Below are 15,557 nucleotides of genomic sequence, written 5' to 3' on the forward strand. Positions count from 1 at the left end.
TGTTGGATATTGTAACAAGCGAGTTTTTTATGCGGGCTTTGGTCGGAGGCGTACTGATTGGGGTCACGGCGCCTCTGATGGGACTGTTCCTTGTGCTCCGCCGGCTGGCCATGATTGGCGACACTTTGGCCCATGTATCGATTGCCGGTGTGGCGCTTGGTTTTTTGATCGGCGTTTATCCGATTGGCGTCGGCCTTGTCTTCGCGCTGGCTGCAACCTTCGCCATCGAGAAGCTGCGCAAGGCGTATAAAACCTATGCGGAGCTGTCCATAGCGATTATTATGTCGGGCGGCGTGGCGCTGGCATCCTTGCTGTTTACGCTGGGCAAAGGCTTCAATGTCAGTGTCAGCGGATACTTGTTCGGAAGCATTTATACCCTCGATACGATTGATCTGGTGTTAATTGGAGTCGTTACAGTTATCGTACTTGTGGCTGTCCGCATTCATTTCAAGGAGCTGTTTCTGCTAACCTTCGATGAGGATGCCGCAGCGGTCAGCGGTCTGCCAACCCGATATTTCAACTTTATGATCAGCATACTGACGGCGCTGGTGATCAGCGTCTCGATTAAAATTGTCGGCGCACTGCTGGTGTCGGCGCTGCTTACCATTCCCGCGGCCTGCAGTCTTGTTATAGCCCGCAGCTTCAGGCAATCGGTCATCGCTGTTGTGGTAATTGCGGAGCTGGCTGTCATTGGCGGGCTGCTGATCGCGGGAGTCTGGAATTTGGCTCCTGGAGGCACTATCGTGCTGCTGCTGATTGCGGTGCTGCTGCTGCTTTTAACGTTCAAAGGCAGGTCTACTGCAGCATAACGACACAATTTAAATAAGGAACTGACACTGTAAAAGCCTTGGGAATACACACATTTTTATTTAAGAGAGGGCTAATTTCATGTCTGAAGTTACCATGTGGGCCGCATTCGGCGCAGGTATTGCATCGTTCATCTCCCCCTGCTGCCTGCCGCTCTATCCTTCCTACTTGTCTTACATAACGGGTGTATCGGTAAGCGATTTGCGCAGCGAGCGTCCCGGCAGGGAAGTGCGCATCCGGACGATGACCCATACGCTGTTTTTTATACTGGGTTTTTCGGTTGTTTACTACACGCTTGGATATGGCACGAATGCATTTGCCGATTTGTTCTCCGAGTACCAGACGCTGATCCGTCAATTATCGGCAGTGCTTATTATACTTATGGGGTTGTTCCTGATTGGCATTATTCAGCCGAAAGTGCTCCTGAAGGAACGGAAGATGAATATGAAGCTGGGCAAATCCAATTATTTGGCCTCTTTTATATTCGGAATCGGCTTTTCGGCAGGCTGGTCGCCCTGCACAGGCCCGATCCTGGCAAGCATTTTGCTGCTTGCCGCGTCCGAGCCCGGCACCTGGTTTGAATTAACGACCGCTTACGCCCTGGGTTTTGCGATTCCCTTCTTCGTTCTGGCTTTTTTCATCGGCTCTACACGCATCATTGTCCGTTATTCCGGCATTATGATGAAGATTGGCGGATCGGTCATGCTGTTGATGGGACTGCTGCTGTTTACCGACCAGATGACCAAAATTACCATCTATCTGAACGGCATAACGCCGGATTGGCTCAAGTTCTAGGTGAAATAATCAATAGTGGCATCGGGAAAATGTTCAAAAATGCGCTCCGAGATAAACATGCGGAGCGCATTTGCCTGTTCATCGGGGTAAACATATTTGCCTTGACCCCAGCGGCCCCATTTATATTTGCGCTTGTCGATATCCATTTCCAGCTTGGTTTTGGGATAACGCCGCTCAATCACATTTTTGGCTGTCTTGGTGAAACGGTGCTGAATCATCTCAAAGGTAAGTCCCGCAGAAGCATCCTTGGGCAGAGCTGCCGCAAGCGAGCTCAGCAGTTCCGCATATCCTTCCTGCCAGCCTTCATACCAGATAATGGGAGCGATTATGAAGCCCAGCGGATATCCCGCCCGTGCTATCTTGCCTGCGGCCTCTATACGCTGTTCAAAACGCGATGTCGCGGGTTCAAAATGCTTGATGACATATTTGCTGTTCACGCTGAACCGGATCCGTGTATGGCCGTTGTGGCGGGCGTCAAGCAGGGAGTCGACATAATGAAACTTTGTTACGAAGCGCAGCCGGCCGTATTCTTCATCAGCCATGAACTCGATCAGCTCCCGAAGGCTTCCGGTGATCGGTTCAAGCCCCACAGGATCGGATGTGCAGGCAGCCTCGAAGCGGGTGTTCTCCGGGGCGCGCTCATCAATATATCCTTTTGCTGCCTGCATAATTTCATCCATATTCACGTACACGCGAATATAGGGCTTGGACCCGAGCGTTGTCTGCAAATAACAGTAGTGGCAGTGTCCCATGCAGCCGGTGGCAATCGGTATGGCATACTCGGCCGAAGGCTTGGATTGGTCGAATTTAAGCGTTTTTCGGATGCCTACGACCAAGGTTCTTTTAGCAATTTTATACTGCTCCAGCTCGCTTTCGCCGGGCAGATTGGTTATCCGGTTATGCGAGCTCGTCATGCGGTAGGGAATTCCGGCTGCCTCTACCCACTCCATAATACGTTTGCCTTTGGGGTAGTCCAGCGCGGAGGGCTCAAAATAAACCAGCTCGGGCACAAATGAAGAATGAAGGCTGTCCGGACGATCAGTCGTTGATATAGGCACAGGATTGATAAACCTCCTTTGGACGGGAATGAACAAGCCTAGTTTGCACTTGCTTGACAGACAACAAACATGGAAAGTTCACCGTTACAGGTTGCGGCAGGCAGGCTGAGCGGTGTATGATACTAAGAGTAACGGACAGGCAGCCGTTGTCTGTACGGGACGATGGTGAATGGAGGTTCTTTTTGATGCCGACTCCCAGTATGGAGGATTATTTGGAGCGTATTTACAAGCTTATCGATGAAAAAGGGTATGCCCGTGTCTCGGACATAGCGGAAGGACTGGAAGTGCATCCTTCCTCGGTTACAAAAATGATTCAAAAGCTCGATAAAGATAATTATCTCATATATGAGAAATATCGCGGACTTGTTCTGACCAACAAAGGGAAGAAAATGGGCAAGCGGCTGATGGACCGCCATCAGCTGCTGGAATCTTTTTTGACGATTATCGGAGTACAGGAAGAGAATATTTATAAGGATGTGGAAGGAATCGAGCATCATCTCAGCTGGGATTCCATTACCTGCATTGAAACCCTGGTTGAATATTTCAAGCGTGATGCCAACCGGCTGGAAGAACTTAACGGAATACGCAATGATCTGGACAACGAGTAACCAAGAACATAAAGCCGCTTCCTGCAGAGGGAGCGGCTTTTTGCATGCCGCGCCTTAAGACTTGCCGTTCCCGCATATATATGTTCCAAAAGCCGAAAGTTTCGAAAGACTCGTGGGCAACAGGCATATATGGGAAGGGGCATTCAAGCTATGAAACTCATTAATGCCGTTTTTGAAGGCGGAGGGGTAAAAGGCATTTCGCTGGCCGGCGCGATTTGTGCTGCGGTCGATCAGGGAATCAGCTTCAACCGGCTGGCCGGAACGTCATCGGGTGCGATTATTGCGTCGCTGCTTGCCGCCGGCTATACATGCAGAGAGATTAAGGATTTGCTTGAAGAGACGCCTTTCCGGTCTTTTCTGAAGCGGGGGTTTTTCTATAATATTGGCGTTATCGGCCCAACGCTGCGGCTGCTGATTCATCGCGGATTTTACAGCGGGGCGGGTTTGACCCGATGGATGGAGGAGCTGCTGGCGAATAAGGGAATCCGTACATTCGGAGATTTGCCGCACTGCAAGCTGCGCATTGTCGCTTCTGATATTTCCAATGGCCGCTTGCTGGTACTGCCTGAGGATATTGTATTTTATGGACAGGAGCCGATGAAGCTGAGCATTGCGGATGCAGTACGGATGAGCGCCGGCATCCCTTATTTCTTCGATCCGATCCGGATCAGAGCGAGGGAGCGTGAAAACTCTTCTCTGTCGTCATGGGCTTATATCGTCGATGGCGGGCTTCTCAGTAATTTTCCGTTATGGATTTTTGATACGGAGCAGAGGGGGGAGGAGAAGCCGGTTCCGACCGTAGGATTTCAGATGGTAGGTAAAAATGAAACCGAACCCCATAGCATTCGGGGTCCGGTCTCCATGTTTCAAGCCATATTCGAGACGATGCTGCAGGCGCATGACGAGCGTTATATCAAGAAAAGCAATATTGAGCGCACCGTCAAAATTCCGACACTTGGCATTCGCACAACGCAATTTCATTTGTCGAAGCAGCAAAGCGACACCTTGTTTAACTCAGGCTATGATGCGGCTTCTGAATTTTTCATACAGGCTGCATTGTAGGGCAGTCCGCTTAATGATACTTCGGTAAATTATCATCGTCTTTGCCGCCTTCAATAACACGGAACGGCATGGCTTTTTTCGTTCTGGGCTTGCCTTGCTGCTGATCCCGCCGCGGGATGGTTCTGGACCGCGGCTTCGCTGCTCTTGCTCCGCCCGGAGGGAATTTATAAAGCAGGAAAATTACGCCGAACACAGCTATCGGAATAATCAGCTGGATGGGACTTGTGAATGACTGGGAGACCAATCCGATAACGACTAATGCCAGGATGATGATAAGCATTGGACTCATTTTTCGGGACATGACCTTCACCCTTTCTTTCCTAGAGACTTTTTTACAACCTCTTTAGCGTCCTCTTATAAAGGCTGAGGCTGACTGCCTTGACGGTCCAGTTCAAGCATCCGGTTGAAGGATGCGATGGAAACCGCTACCTGATCATCGTTGGGTTCTTTGGTCGTCAGCTTTTGCAGCCATAATCCCGGATAACCCAAGTACCGGAGCACCGGAAGCTCACGCATGGAATTGGTGACGCGAAGCGCCTCATAAGAGAAGCCGAGCACAACCGGCAGAAGCAGGACCCTGATATAAATCCGCTCCCACATGGAATCCCAATGAAAGAAGGAATACACGATGACGCCGACCAGGACGGAGAACACCATGAAGCTGCTTCCGCAGCGATAATGAAGACGGGTGAACTTTTGCACATTGGCCACAGTCAATTCGACACCGGCTTCGTAAGCGCTTATCACTTTATGCTCGGCGCCGTGATATTGGAACAAACGCTTGATAAGGGGAGTCAGTGAGATAATATACAGATAACAGAGCAGGAACAGGATCTTGATTCCGCCTTCAATCAGGTTGTGTACTATTATATTCGAGAACGCACGTCCAAAGATCAACTCTTCGACGGCGGCAGGAACGACTGTGAATACAAGTTTTCCCACGATGAAGGAAATAATACCGGCGACGGCTACGCCGACGATCATGCTCAGGCTCCAGCCGCTTTTTTCCTCGGATTTGGCTTCCTTCTGCGCCTTGTCCTCCTCTTTCTCTGCAGGAAGTTCATCCTCGGCATAGGATTCCATGGAGAAATTCAAATGCTGTGAGCCTTTCGCGCTTGATTCCAAAATAGCGACGACGCCTCGCAGCAGGGGGATTTTCTTCAGCTTCTGAATCCATGTTTTTGTGGTCCGCGGCACTTCATAAAAGATAATTTCATTGTTCTTACGGCGCACTGCCGTAACGTTCGCATGTCTGCCGGCAAACATGACCCCTTCAATAACGGCTTGTCCGCCATATATATTGCGCGAATTTTGCGACAAGGGCGAATCACCATCCTTTTTTGTTTCGGCGTTTTAGCCGTTTCTCATGAAGAGCTTTATAGCTCTTATTGTACTTGATTCCGGCTGTGATTGCGAGTGGCACACATCAGCCATAAATCCCATTAATCCAATCGTTTACCAGAGCTGGAACCGGCGCATACTACCATTTGGAAGCCGCATCGATCAACGAGAGACTGGAGTGATGTACCATGCCGGACCAAAGCTCAAGCAGCGGAGAAAACGAAGTGAAAACAGAGGAAGAACAGAAGAAGAACAAAGACGGCAAGCGAACCGGAGACTACAACGGAGAACACCGGACCAATGCCTTTTTGTATTGTATGATGCTTGGTTTCTTCGCCGGACTTTTCTGGGGACTGACCAGATGGTTGTTACACTTGTTTCATTTTACCAAAGTCAATCCTGCTTTTATGGCGGATCCCTTTTTCCTGCAGTCTTTTCTCAAAACAGGCTGGGGTCAACTCATAGGACTGGGCTGCTTTATCGTATTCTCGATGGCGGCGGCGATGATTTACAAGCTCATTCTTGGCCGTATAAGAGGGCCATGGGCAGGATTATGCTACGGCTTGCTGTGGTGGGGCATCTTGTTTGCCTGGGCTGGCCCGTGGCTGCTTGTGACGCCTCCCTTCATGAAGCTGGGCGTTGACAGCATGGTCAGCGAACTGTCGGTTTTCCTGCTCTGGGGCTTGTTCATAGGCTATACAATTGCGTTTGAATTCACCGACGAAGCCTCGCGGGAGCCAAGCAACGCAACCGGCAAATTGTCGAAAATGGGTTCCTGACAGGACAATCGCAAAGCAGTGGGGCGGTCTCTTCTCAAAGCAAGGGTCTTTGTGGTAAAATGGCAATTGATCTATGCGCCGGGAGGAACAACATGGCAACTATTCTAGTACTTAACGGACCCAACCTGAATATGCTCGGCATTCGCGAGCCAGCTGTATACGGTACGACGACATTGGCAGAAATCGAATCGATGGTTGCAGGATTGGCTGCATCGCTTGGTGTTGGTGTCTCGTTCTTCCAGTCGAATCATGAGGGTGCGTTGATTGATCGTATTCACGAAGCATACGGCCAGGAGGACGGTATCCTTATTAATCCTGGCGCGCTGACACATTACAGCTATGCGCTCAGGGATGCCTTGAGCACCGTTGGACTTCCTGTTGTTGAGGTTCATCTGTCGAATATTCACAAACGCGAGCCGTTCCGCCACGTTTCTGTCACTGCGCCTGTCGCGCTGGGCCAAATTGCCGGATTCGGCTCACAGAGCTATGTTCTGGGCTTTAATGCACTCGTGCATCATTTGACCCAGCAGGCATAGCTGGTTCAGGCAAGATAAGCACCACGTTAGAAGAAGGCATGGTTTAAATTTTTACATGTGGTATCTGAAAGGGTGGTATGGATGACGAACAATCGATTGGCAGGCATCAGAGGCAAGCTCTCGGGGCTTAAGGCAGACGGTATTCTCATTACCAGCGCAGCCAACCGGCGCTATCTGAGCGGGTTTACCGGCTCTGCGGGCGTTCTCCTGATAACAGAGGCGCACAGCTGGCTGATTACTGATTTTCGTTATATGACGCAGGCACCGCTTCAGGCAGCCGCATTCACAGTTGTTGAGCATGGGCTCAATATGCTGGACACCGTTAAGGAACTTGCCGCATCGGCTGGAATCCGCAAGCTTGCCTTTGAGGAAGATCATGTCGTTTACAAAGAATATGCCTCCTGGAAGCAGCAGCTTGGCAGTATGGAGCTCGTTCCGGCTGAAGGCGCAGTGGAAGCCTTGCGGCTCATCAAGGATGAGGCTGAGCTCACCGTTATGATTGAGGCGGCTGCATTGGCTGATGATACGTACAAGCATATCCTGAGTTTTATCAAAACCGGTGTAAGCGAGCGCTCCATCGCCCTTGAGATGGAAATGTTCATGAGAAGCAAAGGGGCGACTTCTTCTTCCTTTGATACCATCGTTGCTTCAGGCGAGCGTTCGGCACTTCCGCACGGTGTCGCAAGCGAGCGAATCATTGGACGGGATGAATTTGTCAAGCTTGATTTTGGAGCGTATTATAATGGTTATTGCTCTGATTTGACCAGAACTGTGGTCATCGGTACTCCGACGGATAAGCATAAGGAGATTTATGCGATTGTTCTGGAAGCCCAGTTGACTGCGCTTGCCGGCATCAAACCGGGCATGACCGGTCGGGACGCCGACTTGCTGGCGCGCGAGGTTATAACCAGATACGGATATGGGGACTTTTTCGGACATGGAACGGGCCACGGGCTGGGAATGGAAATTCATGAAGCGCCAAGGCTGTCGAAGACGGGAAATGTCGTGCTGCAGCCGGGTATGACGGTTACGGTTGAGCCGGGGATTTATCTTCCGGGATTTGGCGGAGTTCGGATTGAAGATGACATTGTTATTACCGAAACCGGGAATTCGTTATTGACCTCATCTCCGAAGGAGCTTACGATTTTGGAATGAGTGCTTTACATATACGCTATAAACTCAAAAAGTGTATGCTTCCGAAGTGAGTTTTCAGCTCTTTATGAGCGATGATTCCAGAAGTAACGCTAAAAACTCGTAGGAGGAAACAAAAGTGATTTCTGTTAATGATTTTAAGACGGGTCTTACCGTTGAAGTGGAAGGCGATATTTTTACGGTTATTGATTTTCAACACGTTAAGCCAGGGAAAGGCGCTGCCTTTGTCCGCTCCAAATTGAAAAATCTCCGCAACGGCAATACCGTGGAGAGAACCTTCCGTGCAGGCGAAACGATCGGCCGCGCTATAATCGAGAATCGTGCCGTACAATATTTGTATAATTCCGGTAATGAATACTCCTTTATGGATAACGAAACGTACGATCAATTTGAGCTTCAGAAGAAGCAGCTTGAATGGGAAATCAATTTCCTCAAGGAAAACATGACCGTTAACATCACCAGCTATCAAGGTGAGATCCTTGGTATTCAACTGCCGAACAGCGTGGATCTGAAGGTCGTGGAAACCGAGCCAGGCATTAAGGGCAATACAGCACAAGGCGCTACGAAGAACGCTACTGTCGAGACCGGCCTTACGCTTCAGGTTCCCTTGTTCATTAACGAAGGCGATGTGCTGCTGATTGATACGCGCGAAGGAAAGTATGTTTCCCGCGCTTAAGCCTCTTTTCACCTAATGCGATGCAAAAAAAGGCCGTCCCGCTTCGGTTGGGGCGGTTTTTCTGTACCCAAGAAGGCTTCGTTATGATATAATTTTAATTTGTATAATTCTTAGTGCCTGGCGGGATGCGAAACGTTTTTCAAGCCCAGGCATCGCTATTAAGCTGATAAGAAAAACGTTGGGAGTGAATAAGCGTTGTCGTTGATTGTTATGAAGTTCGGCGGCAGCTCCGTCGGTTCCACAGAACGGATGCAGCGTGTTGCAAGGCGAATTGCCGATTACAAGGAAGCAGGCCATAAGGTGGTCGTCGTAGTCTCCGCCATGGGGGATACGACGGATGATTTGATAGATCAGGCAACAAAACTTAATGAGAGCCCCCCTGCGCGGGAGATGGATATGCTGCTTTCCACCGGAGAGCAGATTTCCGTCGCGCTTTTGTCGATGGCGATTCATAAGCTCGGACACAACGCAAAGTCTTTTACAGGCTGGCAAGCCGGCTTCCGTACAGAGTCCGTTCATGGCAAAGCCCGTATTACGGATATACAGCCTGACCGGCTGTTCAGGGCATTGGATCAGGGCAACGCGGTTATTGTAGCCGGATTTCAAGGAATGACCGATGACAGTGAAATTACAACCCTCGGACGAGGCGGCTCTGATACAACAGCTGTAGCATTGGCAGCTGCGATCAATGCCGATGTTTGTGAAATCTTTACCGATGTGGACGGCATTTACTCAACGGACCCGCGGATTGTGAAATGTGCCCGCAAACTGAATGAAATTTCGTATGATGAAATGCTTGAGCTCGCGAATCTGGGCGCAGCTGTCCTGCATCCGCGTGCTGTGGAATACGCCAAAAATTATAATGTGCGCTTGGTTGTTCGTTCAAGCTTTACCCAAAACGAAGGAACGAGTGTGAAAGGGGAAGCGGTCATGGAGCAAGGGATTGTCGTTCGCGGCATCGCATATGACAAAAACGTAGCCAGAATCAGTATTCTAGGCGTTGAGGACACGCCAGGCGTGCTCGCCAAAGTATTCGGCGCGCTCGCTTCAAGCGGCATCGATGTCGATATTATTGTGCAAAGCGGCGTCCAGGATGGAAAAGCCGACTTTTCCTTTACAGTCGGATTGGGCGATAAGGACCGGGCAACCGCTGTAGTAGAGGGCATCCGCGGTGAAGTGCCTTTCCGCGAGCTCGAAACGGAGGAGAATCTGGTTAAAGTCTCGATCGTCGGCGCAGGCATGGTCAGTAATCCCGGCGTTGCAGCCAAAATGTTCGAGGCGATCTACAAACTTGGCGTCAGCATCAAATTGGTCAGCACCTCGGAAATCCGCTTGTCCTGCATCATTGCAGCCGAGCCGGTACACGATGTTGTGCGGGCGCTGCACACCGCTTATGGACTGGACACAGCGGAGCAGGCTTTTGTCGGGGGACCGCAAGACAGGCGCTAATGCTCCCTAAATCCCTCCTGAGGAGGGACCCCAAGGGCCGCCGGCCCTCTGGACACCCGGATGAGATAACGTTGGCGTTACAGAGAACCGCGTGTTAGTGTCTTTTGTGCGAGGAGCGTTTACGTCCCATTCGGGACACACTTCCATCCTGCACTCCCGGGGTGCCTGGTGGACTTCGTCCCTGAATAACGTGAGTGCTGCAGATCGCGTGGGATGTGGGTATTCATTGGGGAGTTTACTTGAGTTGAACCGTCAGGATGTTATTCCCTGGCGGTTTATTTGAAACATGAAGAAGGCCGCCACGGAACGATTGGCGGCCTTCTTCATGTTATGGGGTTTGTTTTTTGTGATGGAATAAGGATGCTTGGCATTTCACACAATAACCACTACCAGGGGGTTGCTCATGAATACGCAAGAATTAACGGGATATGCATTCGCTGCTGTTATTATTTTGCTGGTGATCTGGCTGCGAAGCCGGGGGACGGGCCGCCCAATCCGCAACAGAGGAATCGGCATGCTGTTTCCGGTTCTTCTGCTGCTCATTGTATTCGGCTTCGCGATCCAATCCTTGACTCATATACCTGATCATCCCTTCCGGATGCCCGCGCTGTGGGAGCTGCTGCTTGCTGGACTTCTGGGAGTGGGGCTTGGCAGCATTATGCTGTACCACACAGGTTATGAGAAACGCGAGGATGGACTCGTTTATTCCAGGCGCAACAAAAACTTTAAGTATGTGATTATCGCGGTCATAGTCATACGTATCGCGTTGTCCCAATATTTCAAGGGTCTTGATTACACGGAATTTACGATTCTGACAATGGTATTGGCTTATGTGTATGTCTGCGTTTGGCGCATCGGAAGCTTTATCAAGTTCCGCCGCATTTACTCCGGCAATTGAAGCATGCCAGCTTTCATTCATGGATTGCTGTGAAATCAAAGGAATCAGAACGTTTCGTTTAAAAGCGGTTTGCGATCAGTTGGAAGATTTTGAACAAAATTGCAGTTATGCCAGCTGCCATAAGAGGGCCCACAGGTATGCCGCGCATGAAAATAATGCCGATAATGGATCCCACAACAAGACCAACGATAAGCTGGGGATCGAATTTAAGCATCTCCAGCCCTTTTCCATTGACATAAGTAGCGGCGGCGCCGCCAATCAGCGCAAGTATGCCTGGCCAGGATAATAATGCACCCATAATATCTTTCGATTGAATCCGCTCGGAAGCGAAGGGAACCAGGACACTGAAGGTCAGAAACAGCAGCCCCAGCTCCATTCCCCGCCGCTCGATGGTAGGCAGGTACCGCTCGAAATGTGTGAGCTTTACAATCAGCAGTATGCACGCTGCCGTCGAAATAATTGGAGATCGGCCAATCAATCCGATAATGATCAGGACAACCAGTATAATTTCCCCGCCCATGCCTGCATGCTCTCCTTTAACCTGATAGCATCGCCGCAAGCTTCGGCCGCGGCGTCCATACTCCATTGTATGGAACAAGCCCCTCCATTATGTTATTTCAACCTCTTACAATCATGTCACCTTGCATCCGGGGGATAATTTCACTGCTGTCCAACTGGGCGCAGTGCCTTACATCGCGCGACATGCCCAATTTGATCAACCGCTTTCCGGTGGCGCTTGCAGCAAGAGTCTCATAAATTCTTCCGGAAGCATTGTTATAGAGACTCAGCATTGCGGCTGCGAAATCATCCATTTCCAAACCGGATGGACTTCCTGCCTGTAGATTCGCTACGATAGCCCCGGCGCATAACCCGTCCTCAAGCGCGAATTCATCATGGCTCCCGGAGCATAACAGCACAATATCGCGCCGAAGCTCCAGTGCGGCCCGCGAACAGGCTGCTGCATTAAGGAGAGACCCGGCCAATAGATGGTCGGCTCTTGCCGCTTTATGCAGCGCTCTCGTTCCGTTGGTCGTAGTCAGAATAATCCGGCGGCCCATAACCGCTTCAGATGTGAACTCATCCGGTGAATTGCCCAGATCAAATCCGGGTATTTTGCGGCAAAAGCGTTCTCCTGCCAGCAGGTCGGAAGGGCGCTGCAGCGCCCTTGCTTCCAACACGGTTTCCACGGAATAAATGCCTGAGGCGCCTGCCTGAAGAGCGGCAACAATGGTGCTGGCCGCTCTCAATACGTCGATTACAATGGCCGTTCGATGCGTGAAGCGGTCCGCCTGCGCTTCATTAACGCTTGAAATCACCTGGACATGCATTCTGATACCGGCCTCCTTGCCTTGTCAGGCTAGATCATATAATGAATCGGTAATTCATTTTTCAAGCCGAAGCTGAAAGTGTCCGAGCGAAGTCCCCGGCGCATGGTCTCCAGAGACAATGCATCCTGCGGAGGAATATTGCCCAGATGCGCCTCGGGACCGAATGTGCGAAGCAGCAGCGCTTGCTGCTGTTTAAGCGGCGTTTCCCACATGATCCGGCTGATGCCTCCGAATGACCGTTCCACAGCCAGCAGCACCTCTTCCTTGCAATCGCCATTCTCGTCAAATAAACCTACTCCCACACCGGACTCCCGCGCTTCAATCGTTATGAGCTCAGCGCCTGCGTACCAGTCCGCATCGGCTGTTGCCTGCAGCTCCGCTATATCGACCGTAGAGCCATTCAGCTTCTTGCCGTATTCGGTTACAACCTGCAGGCCGTGGTTCAGACCCTCGCGTATCAATTCCGAACGTCTGCTTCGGGAGAGCTCTATCGTTCCATCCGATACTTCCACTCCATTAAAGCCGAGGCGGCATATCGTTTCGAAGAACGCCGGTACCAGCTCCTGGCTGACGGCTGCTTCCAGCAGCGTACCGCCTGGCATAATAAGGATTCCATGCCGTTTGGCCAGCTCGATTTTGCCAAGGAGCAGTTCGGTGGGATAGAGGGGGGCTGTTCCAAAACCGATCTTCACACAGGTAATATAGGCTCCAGCTGTCTCCAATAGATCCGAGAAACCGTTTTGGCCCAGACCTTTATCAATGACCATGGTTTGCCCGCGTCCGACGGTTCGGTCCGCGTCGTGCTTATTTTCCGGCTCAAGGGGTGTGATGCGCTGGCCGCCGGGATTCTGCAGCCTTGCAGGCCATGCTGGACGGGAATTTGATCTCATACCTGAAATCTCCTCACTTATAAATAGGTAATAAAAATAGTCTTAACGCCCATTACCAAAGCAATATATGCAGTACGGGAAGGGCGTGTGCCCGCTGAAAGTATCATCCAAAGGAGTTTACATTATCGGTATGAACGGCAGACAAGCCTGCATAAGCTTTACTAGTACAAGCAATAGTCTTCAGGCGGGAGGTGAAGATCCCATTTTCAATAAAATCGTTTTTACTATGGCATCGCTGAGGGTATTGTCCGGAACGCTGGAAATATGCGCAGCCATATGGATGCTTCGTTTGAACCAGATCGACAAGGCATTGGCTGTCAATGCTTCGCTGGCGCTGGTAGGGCCGATTATATTAATTACAACCACGACGGTTGGCCTGGTTGGTATGTCGGATAAGCTCTCGTTTGGCAAAATCGTCTGGATCGTTGCAGGCGTTGCCTGTCTACTGACCGGAATTCTCAAAAAATAGCTGAATTCCCGGCATCAATCGGACAAGCGGGGAGTCATAATACTCGGCTTGTCCGAATAGATTGAAACTAGTACCTAACACTGATCACGTCAATTTAAATAACCTCGGTCACTTACGCTGACTACGGCTCTATGAAACTACCGCCGCGGCTAAACGATAATCATTACCAGAGGAGGAATGCCTGCATGCTGGATCGTGTAACACATTTGCTGCCCTTGGAACTGATTGCCGTGCTTGAGCGGATTCCGATTCATGTGAGAACCGTCATAGAAGAATTGCGGATACGGGAAGGCCGACCGCTTGAAATCGGTACAGGGGAAGGGTTTTGGTTTGTCGGCGAAGACGGCCAGCTGCTTGCCAAGCCTGAGATGGCGTACAAGCCATCTCCGGAGCTGTGCCGCAAGCTGCTGGAGCGTGTGACGAATCATTCGCTGTATGCGATGGAGGAAGAGCTCCGCCGGGGCTATATTACAGTCGCCGGCGGCCACCGGATCGGCATTGCCGGCCGGACGATTCTGGAGGGCGGCGCGGTGCGGGGCATCCGGGATGTATCGGCGTTCAATTTCAGAATCGCACGCGAAGTCATTGGCGCAGCTGCGTCGCTGCTGCCCAAGATGCTGGATATAAATCGGCGCACCGTTCACCCGGCGCTTATTATTGCCCCGCCGCAGCAGGGGAAAACAACGGTTGTGCGGGATCTGGCAAGAGCCATAAGCAGCGGTGGCTGGGGACATCCCCTGGCTTCCGGCTGGCCGGCCCGCAAGGTTGGCATTATCGACGAGCGGTCGGAGATTGCCGCTTGCGTCCGGGGAGTGCCGACCTTTAACGTCGGTCCCAGAACCGATGTAATGGATGCTTGTCCAAAAGCGGAAGGAATGATGATGATGCTCAGATCCATGTCGCCGGAGGTAATGATCGTGGATGAAATCGGCCGTGAGGAGGATGCGGATGCGATTCTCGATGCCAGCCATGCCGGTGTGATCGTGATTGCTACCGCTCATGCAAAGGATATGGAGGAAGCCCGGGGGCGGCCGGTACTCCGCAGGCTGCTGGAGCAGGGAGCATTTGCGATCGGCGTGGAGCTTCGCCGCGGAGTCAATGCCCCTGTGAGCAGAGTTGTATCGGTCAGGGCCGGCGGGAGAGCGCCGGCTGCCCGCGAACCGACCCTCACTCCGGGAGGTGATGCCTTTGGTTAAGCTAATTGGCGCAGCGTTGATCCTGTTCGCAGGAACGATGATCGGGTTCATGCAGGCATCCCGCTATGCAGCCCGCCCGCGCCAAATCCGCCAGCTTATACAGGCGGTACAGCGGCTGGAAACGGAGATTGGATACGGTTATACGCCGCTGCCGGATGCCTTCGACCGCTGTGCGGCCCATTTGCCGGAGCCGGGGGCCTCGATTTTTCGGGGAGTCAAGGAGCGGATCAATCAGCCTGAGGGGCTGACCTTCCGGGAGTGCTGGGAGCTCTCGCTCGCCGATCACTGGCCGGGCACAGCAATGAGGATTCCCGAGAAGACGGCATTGATCCGCCTGGGATCGGCGCTTGGCATCAGCGACCGTGAAGACCAGATCAAGCATATGCGTCTTGCCGTTCAGCAGCTGAAGGCAGAAGAAGATACGGCACGGGATGACCAGGCGCGTTACGAGAAGATGTGGAAGAGCCTTGGCGTCCTCATCGCAGCGCTTGTCGTCATTTTGATCGTTTAGTG

At 51.5% G+C, this 15,557-nt stretch carries 19 protein-coding genes; 13 read left to right on the forward strand and 6 right to left on the reverse strand.

Annotation, left to right across the window (positions count from 1 at the left end):
* Positions 1 to 2: 2 nt before the first annotated feature.
* Positions 3 to 809: a metal ABC transporter permease gene (locus AC0YOA_RS09945; RefSeq protein WP_475768413.1), complete on the forward strand. Its 807-nt coding sequence runs from the start codon at positions 3 to 5 to the stop codon at positions 807 to 809.
* A gap of 79 nt (positions 810 to 888) precedes the next feature.
* On the forward strand, positions 889 to 1,602 hold the full coding sequence (locus AC0YOA_RS09950) for a cytochrome c biogenesis CcdA family protein (protein WP_210042015.1): 714 nt from the start codon (positions 889 to 891) through the stop codon (positions 1,600 to 1,602).
* Here the strand turns inward: AC0YOA_RS09950 and splB are convergent.
* Entirely contained in the window at positions 1,599 to 2,660 is a 1,062-nt protein-coding gene (gene splB, locus AC0YOA_RS09955) for a spore photoproduct lyase (RefSeq protein WP_475786441.1), read from the reverse strand. The genes AC0YOA_RS09950 and splB overlap by 4 nt on opposite strands.
* Before the next feature lie 185 nt (positions 2,661 to 2,845).
* Here splB and mntR point away from each other — a divergent pair, with 185 nt between their 5' ends.
* Both mntR and AC0YOA_RS09965 read left to right on the forward strand, forming a co-directional pair.
* Positions 2,846 to 3,268 (forward strand): transcriptional regulator MntR, encoded by a 423-nt coding sequence (mntR, locus tag AC0YOA_RS09960; RefSeq protein ID WP_210041997.1) that lies wholly within the window; start codon positions 2,846 to 2,848, stop codon positions 3,266 to 3,268.
* Positions 3,269 to 3,418: 150 nt separating this feature from the next.
* Complete coding sequence (locus AC0YOA_RS09965) at positions 3,419 to 4,330, forward strand: patatin-like phospholipase family protein (RefSeq protein WP_475786442.1); 912 nt, start codon at positions 3,419 to 3,421, stop codon at positions 4,328 to 4,330.
* 10 nt (positions 4,331 to 4,340) lie between these two features.
* Here AC0YOA_RS09965 and AC0YOA_RS09970 read toward each other — a convergent pair whose 3' ends face one another.
* Both AC0YOA_RS09970 and AC0YOA_RS09975 read right to left on the reverse strand, forming a co-directional pair.
* Complete coding sequence (locus AC0YOA_RS09970; RefSeq protein ID WP_475768070.1) at positions 4,341 to 4,631, reverse strand: hypothetical protein; 291 nt, start codon at positions 4,629 to 4,631, stop codon at positions 4,341 to 4,343.
* 53 nt (positions 4,632 to 4,684) lie between these two features.
* Positions 4,685 to 5,650, reverse strand: coding sequence for a DUF1385 domain-containing protein (locus AC0YOA_RS09975; RefSeq protein ID WP_379114559.1), 966 nt, complete (start codon positions 5,648 to 5,650; stop codon positions 4,685 to 4,687).
* A 209-nt stretch (positions 5,651 to 5,859) separates the two neighbouring features.
* On the opposite strand from AC0YOA_RS09975, the gene AC0YOA_RS09980 reads away from it, so the two are divergent.
* The 6 genes from AC0YOA_RS09980 (at position 5,860) to AC0YOA_RS10005 (ending at position 11,161) form a co-directional block, all read left to right on the forward strand.
* Positions 5,860 to 6,450, forward strand: coding sequence for a YqhR family membrane protein (locus AC0YOA_RS09980; protein WP_475786443.1), 591 nt, complete (start codon positions 5,860 to 5,862; stop codon positions 6,448 to 6,450).
* A gap of 92 nt (positions 6,451 to 6,542) precedes the next feature.
* Positions 6,543 to 6,986 carry a type II 3-dehydroquinate dehydratase gene (gene aroQ / locus AC0YOA_RS09985; protein WP_475786444.1) on the forward strand — a complete coding sequence of 148 codons (444 nt, stop codon included), beginning with the start codon at positions 6,543 to 6,545 and terminating at the stop codon, positions 6,984 to 6,986.
* Positions 6,987 to 7,067: 81 nt separating this feature from the next.
* Positions 7,068 to 8,141, forward strand: a complete 1,074-nt coding sequence (locus AC0YOA_RS09990) for a M24 family metallopeptidase (RefSeq protein WP_475786445.1) — start codon at positions 7,068 to 7,070, stop codon at positions 8,139 to 8,141.
* Between the two features lie 115 nt (positions 8,142 to 8,256).
* Complete coding sequence (efp, locus tag AC0YOA_RS09995; RefSeq protein ID WP_475786446.1) at positions 8,257 to 8,814, forward strand: elongation factor P; 558 nt, start codon at positions 8,257 to 8,259, stop codon at positions 8,812 to 8,814.
* 195 nt (positions 8,815 to 9,009) lie between these two features.
* Positions 9,010 to 10,263, forward strand: coding sequence for an aspartate kinase (locus AC0YOA_RS10000; protein WP_475786447.1), 1,254 nt, complete (start codon positions 9,010 to 9,012; stop codon positions 10,261 to 10,263).
* A gap of 403 nt (positions 10,264 to 10,666) precedes the next feature.
* Positions 10,667 to 11,161, forward strand: a complete 495-nt coding sequence (locus tag AC0YOA_RS10005; protein WP_475786448.1) for a CcdC protein domain-containing protein — start codon at positions 10,667 to 10,669, stop codon at positions 11,159 to 11,161.
* 58 nt (positions 11,162 to 11,219) lie between these two features.
* Here AC0YOA_RS10005 and AC0YOA_RS10010 read toward each other — a convergent pair whose 3' ends face one another.
* From AC0YOA_RS10010 to comA, 3 genes are all read right to left on the reverse strand, one after another.
* Entirely contained in the window at positions 11,220 to 11,681 is a 462-nt protein-coding gene (locus AC0YOA_RS10010) for a DUF441 domain-containing protein (protein ID WP_210041965.1), read from the reverse strand.
* A 97-nt stretch (positions 11,682 to 11,778) separates the two neighbouring features.
* A complete protein-coding gene (locus AC0YOA_RS10015; RefSeq protein ID WP_210041963.1) occupies positions 11,779 to 12,489 on the reverse strand; it encodes a 2-phosphosulfolactate phosphatase in 711 nt (236 codons plus the stop codon).
* 29 nt (positions 12,490 to 12,518) lie between these two features.
* Positions 12,519 to 13,379, reverse strand: a complete 861-nt coding sequence (gene comA / locus AC0YOA_RS10020) for a phosphosulfolactate synthase (RefSeq protein WP_210041955.1) — start codon at positions 13,377 to 13,379, stop codon at positions 12,519 to 12,521.
* A gap of 202 nt (positions 13,380 to 13,581) precedes the next feature.
* Here comA and AC0YOA_RS10025 point away from each other — a divergent pair, with 202 nt between their 5' ends.
* The 3 genes from AC0YOA_RS10025 to spoIIIAB all read left to right on the forward strand — a co-directional run bounded on the left by AC0YOA_RS10025 (position 13,582) and on the right by spoIIIAB (position 15,555).
* Complete coding sequence (locus AC0YOA_RS10025) at positions 13,582 to 13,848, forward strand: YqhV family protein (RefSeq protein WP_475768412.1); 267 nt, start codon at positions 13,582 to 13,584, stop codon at positions 13,846 to 13,848.
* Between the two features lie 185 nt (positions 13,849 to 14,033).
* Entirely contained in the window at positions 14,034 to 15,044 is a 1,011-nt protein-coding gene (gene spoIIIAA, locus AC0YOA_RS10030; RefSeq protein WP_475786449.1) for a stage III sporulation protein AA, read from the forward strand.
* Positions 15,037 to 15,555, forward strand: coding sequence for a stage III sporulation protein SpoIIIAB (gene spoIIIAB, locus AC0YOA_RS10035; RefSeq protein WP_475768054.1), 519 nt, complete (start codon positions 15,037 to 15,039; stop codon positions 15,553 to 15,555). Before spoIIIAA ends, spoIIIAB begins: the two co-directional genes overlap by 8 nt.
* Positions 15,556 to 15,557: the final 2 nt, after the last annotated feature.

This window comes from Paenibacillus sp. JT22N12, from assembly GCF_056269365.1.

Bases quoted from the DNA above. Each gene is read 5' to 3' on its own strand.
- AC0YOA_RS09950 (WP_210042015.1), top strand. From the start codon at position 889: ATGTCTGAAGTTACCATGTGGGCCGCATTCGGCGCAGGTATTGCATCG.
- mntR (WP_210041997.1), top strand. From the start codon at position 2,846: ATGCCGACTCCCAGTATGGAGGATTATTTGGAGCGTATTTACAAGCTT.
- AC0YOA_RS09965 (WP_475786442.1), top strand. From the start codon at position 3,419: ATGAAACTCATTAATGCCGTTTTTGAAGGCGGAGGGGTAAAAGGCATT.
- AC0YOA_RS09970 (WP_475768070.1), bottom strand. From the start codon at position 4,631: ATGTCCCGAAAAATGAGTCCAATGCTTATCATCATCCTGGCATTAGTC.
- AC0YOA_RS09980 (WP_475786443.1), top strand. From the start codon at position 5,860: ATGCCGGACCAAAGCTCAAGCAGCGGAGAAAACGAAGTGAAAACAGAG.
- aroQ (WP_475786444.1), top strand. From the start codon at position 6,543: ATGGCAACTATTCTAGTACTTAACGGACCCAACCTGAATATGCTCGGC.
- AC0YOA_RS09990 (WP_475786445.1), top strand. From the start codon at position 7,068: ATGACGAACAATCGATTGGCAGGCATCAGAGGCAAGCTCTCGGGGCTT.
- AC0YOA_RS10005 (WP_475786448.1), top strand. From the start codon at position 10,667: ATGAATACGCAAGAATTAACGGGATATGCATTCGCTGCTGTTATTATT.
- AC0YOA_RS10010 (WP_210041965.1), bottom strand. From the start codon at position 11,681: ATGGGCGGGGAAATTATACTGGTTGTCCTGATCATTATCGGATTGATT.
- AC0YOA_RS10015 (WP_210041963.1), bottom strand. From the start codon at position 12,489: ATGCATGTCCAGGTGATTTCAAGCGTTAATGAAGCGCAGGCGGACCGC.
- comA (WP_210041955.1), bottom strand. From the start codon at position 13,379: ATGAGATCAAATTCCCGTCCAGCATGGCCTGCAAGGCTGCAGAATCCC.
- spoIIIAA (WP_475786449.1), top strand. From the start codon at position 14,034: ATGCTGGATCGTGTAACACATTTGCTGCCCTTGGAACTGATTGCCGTG.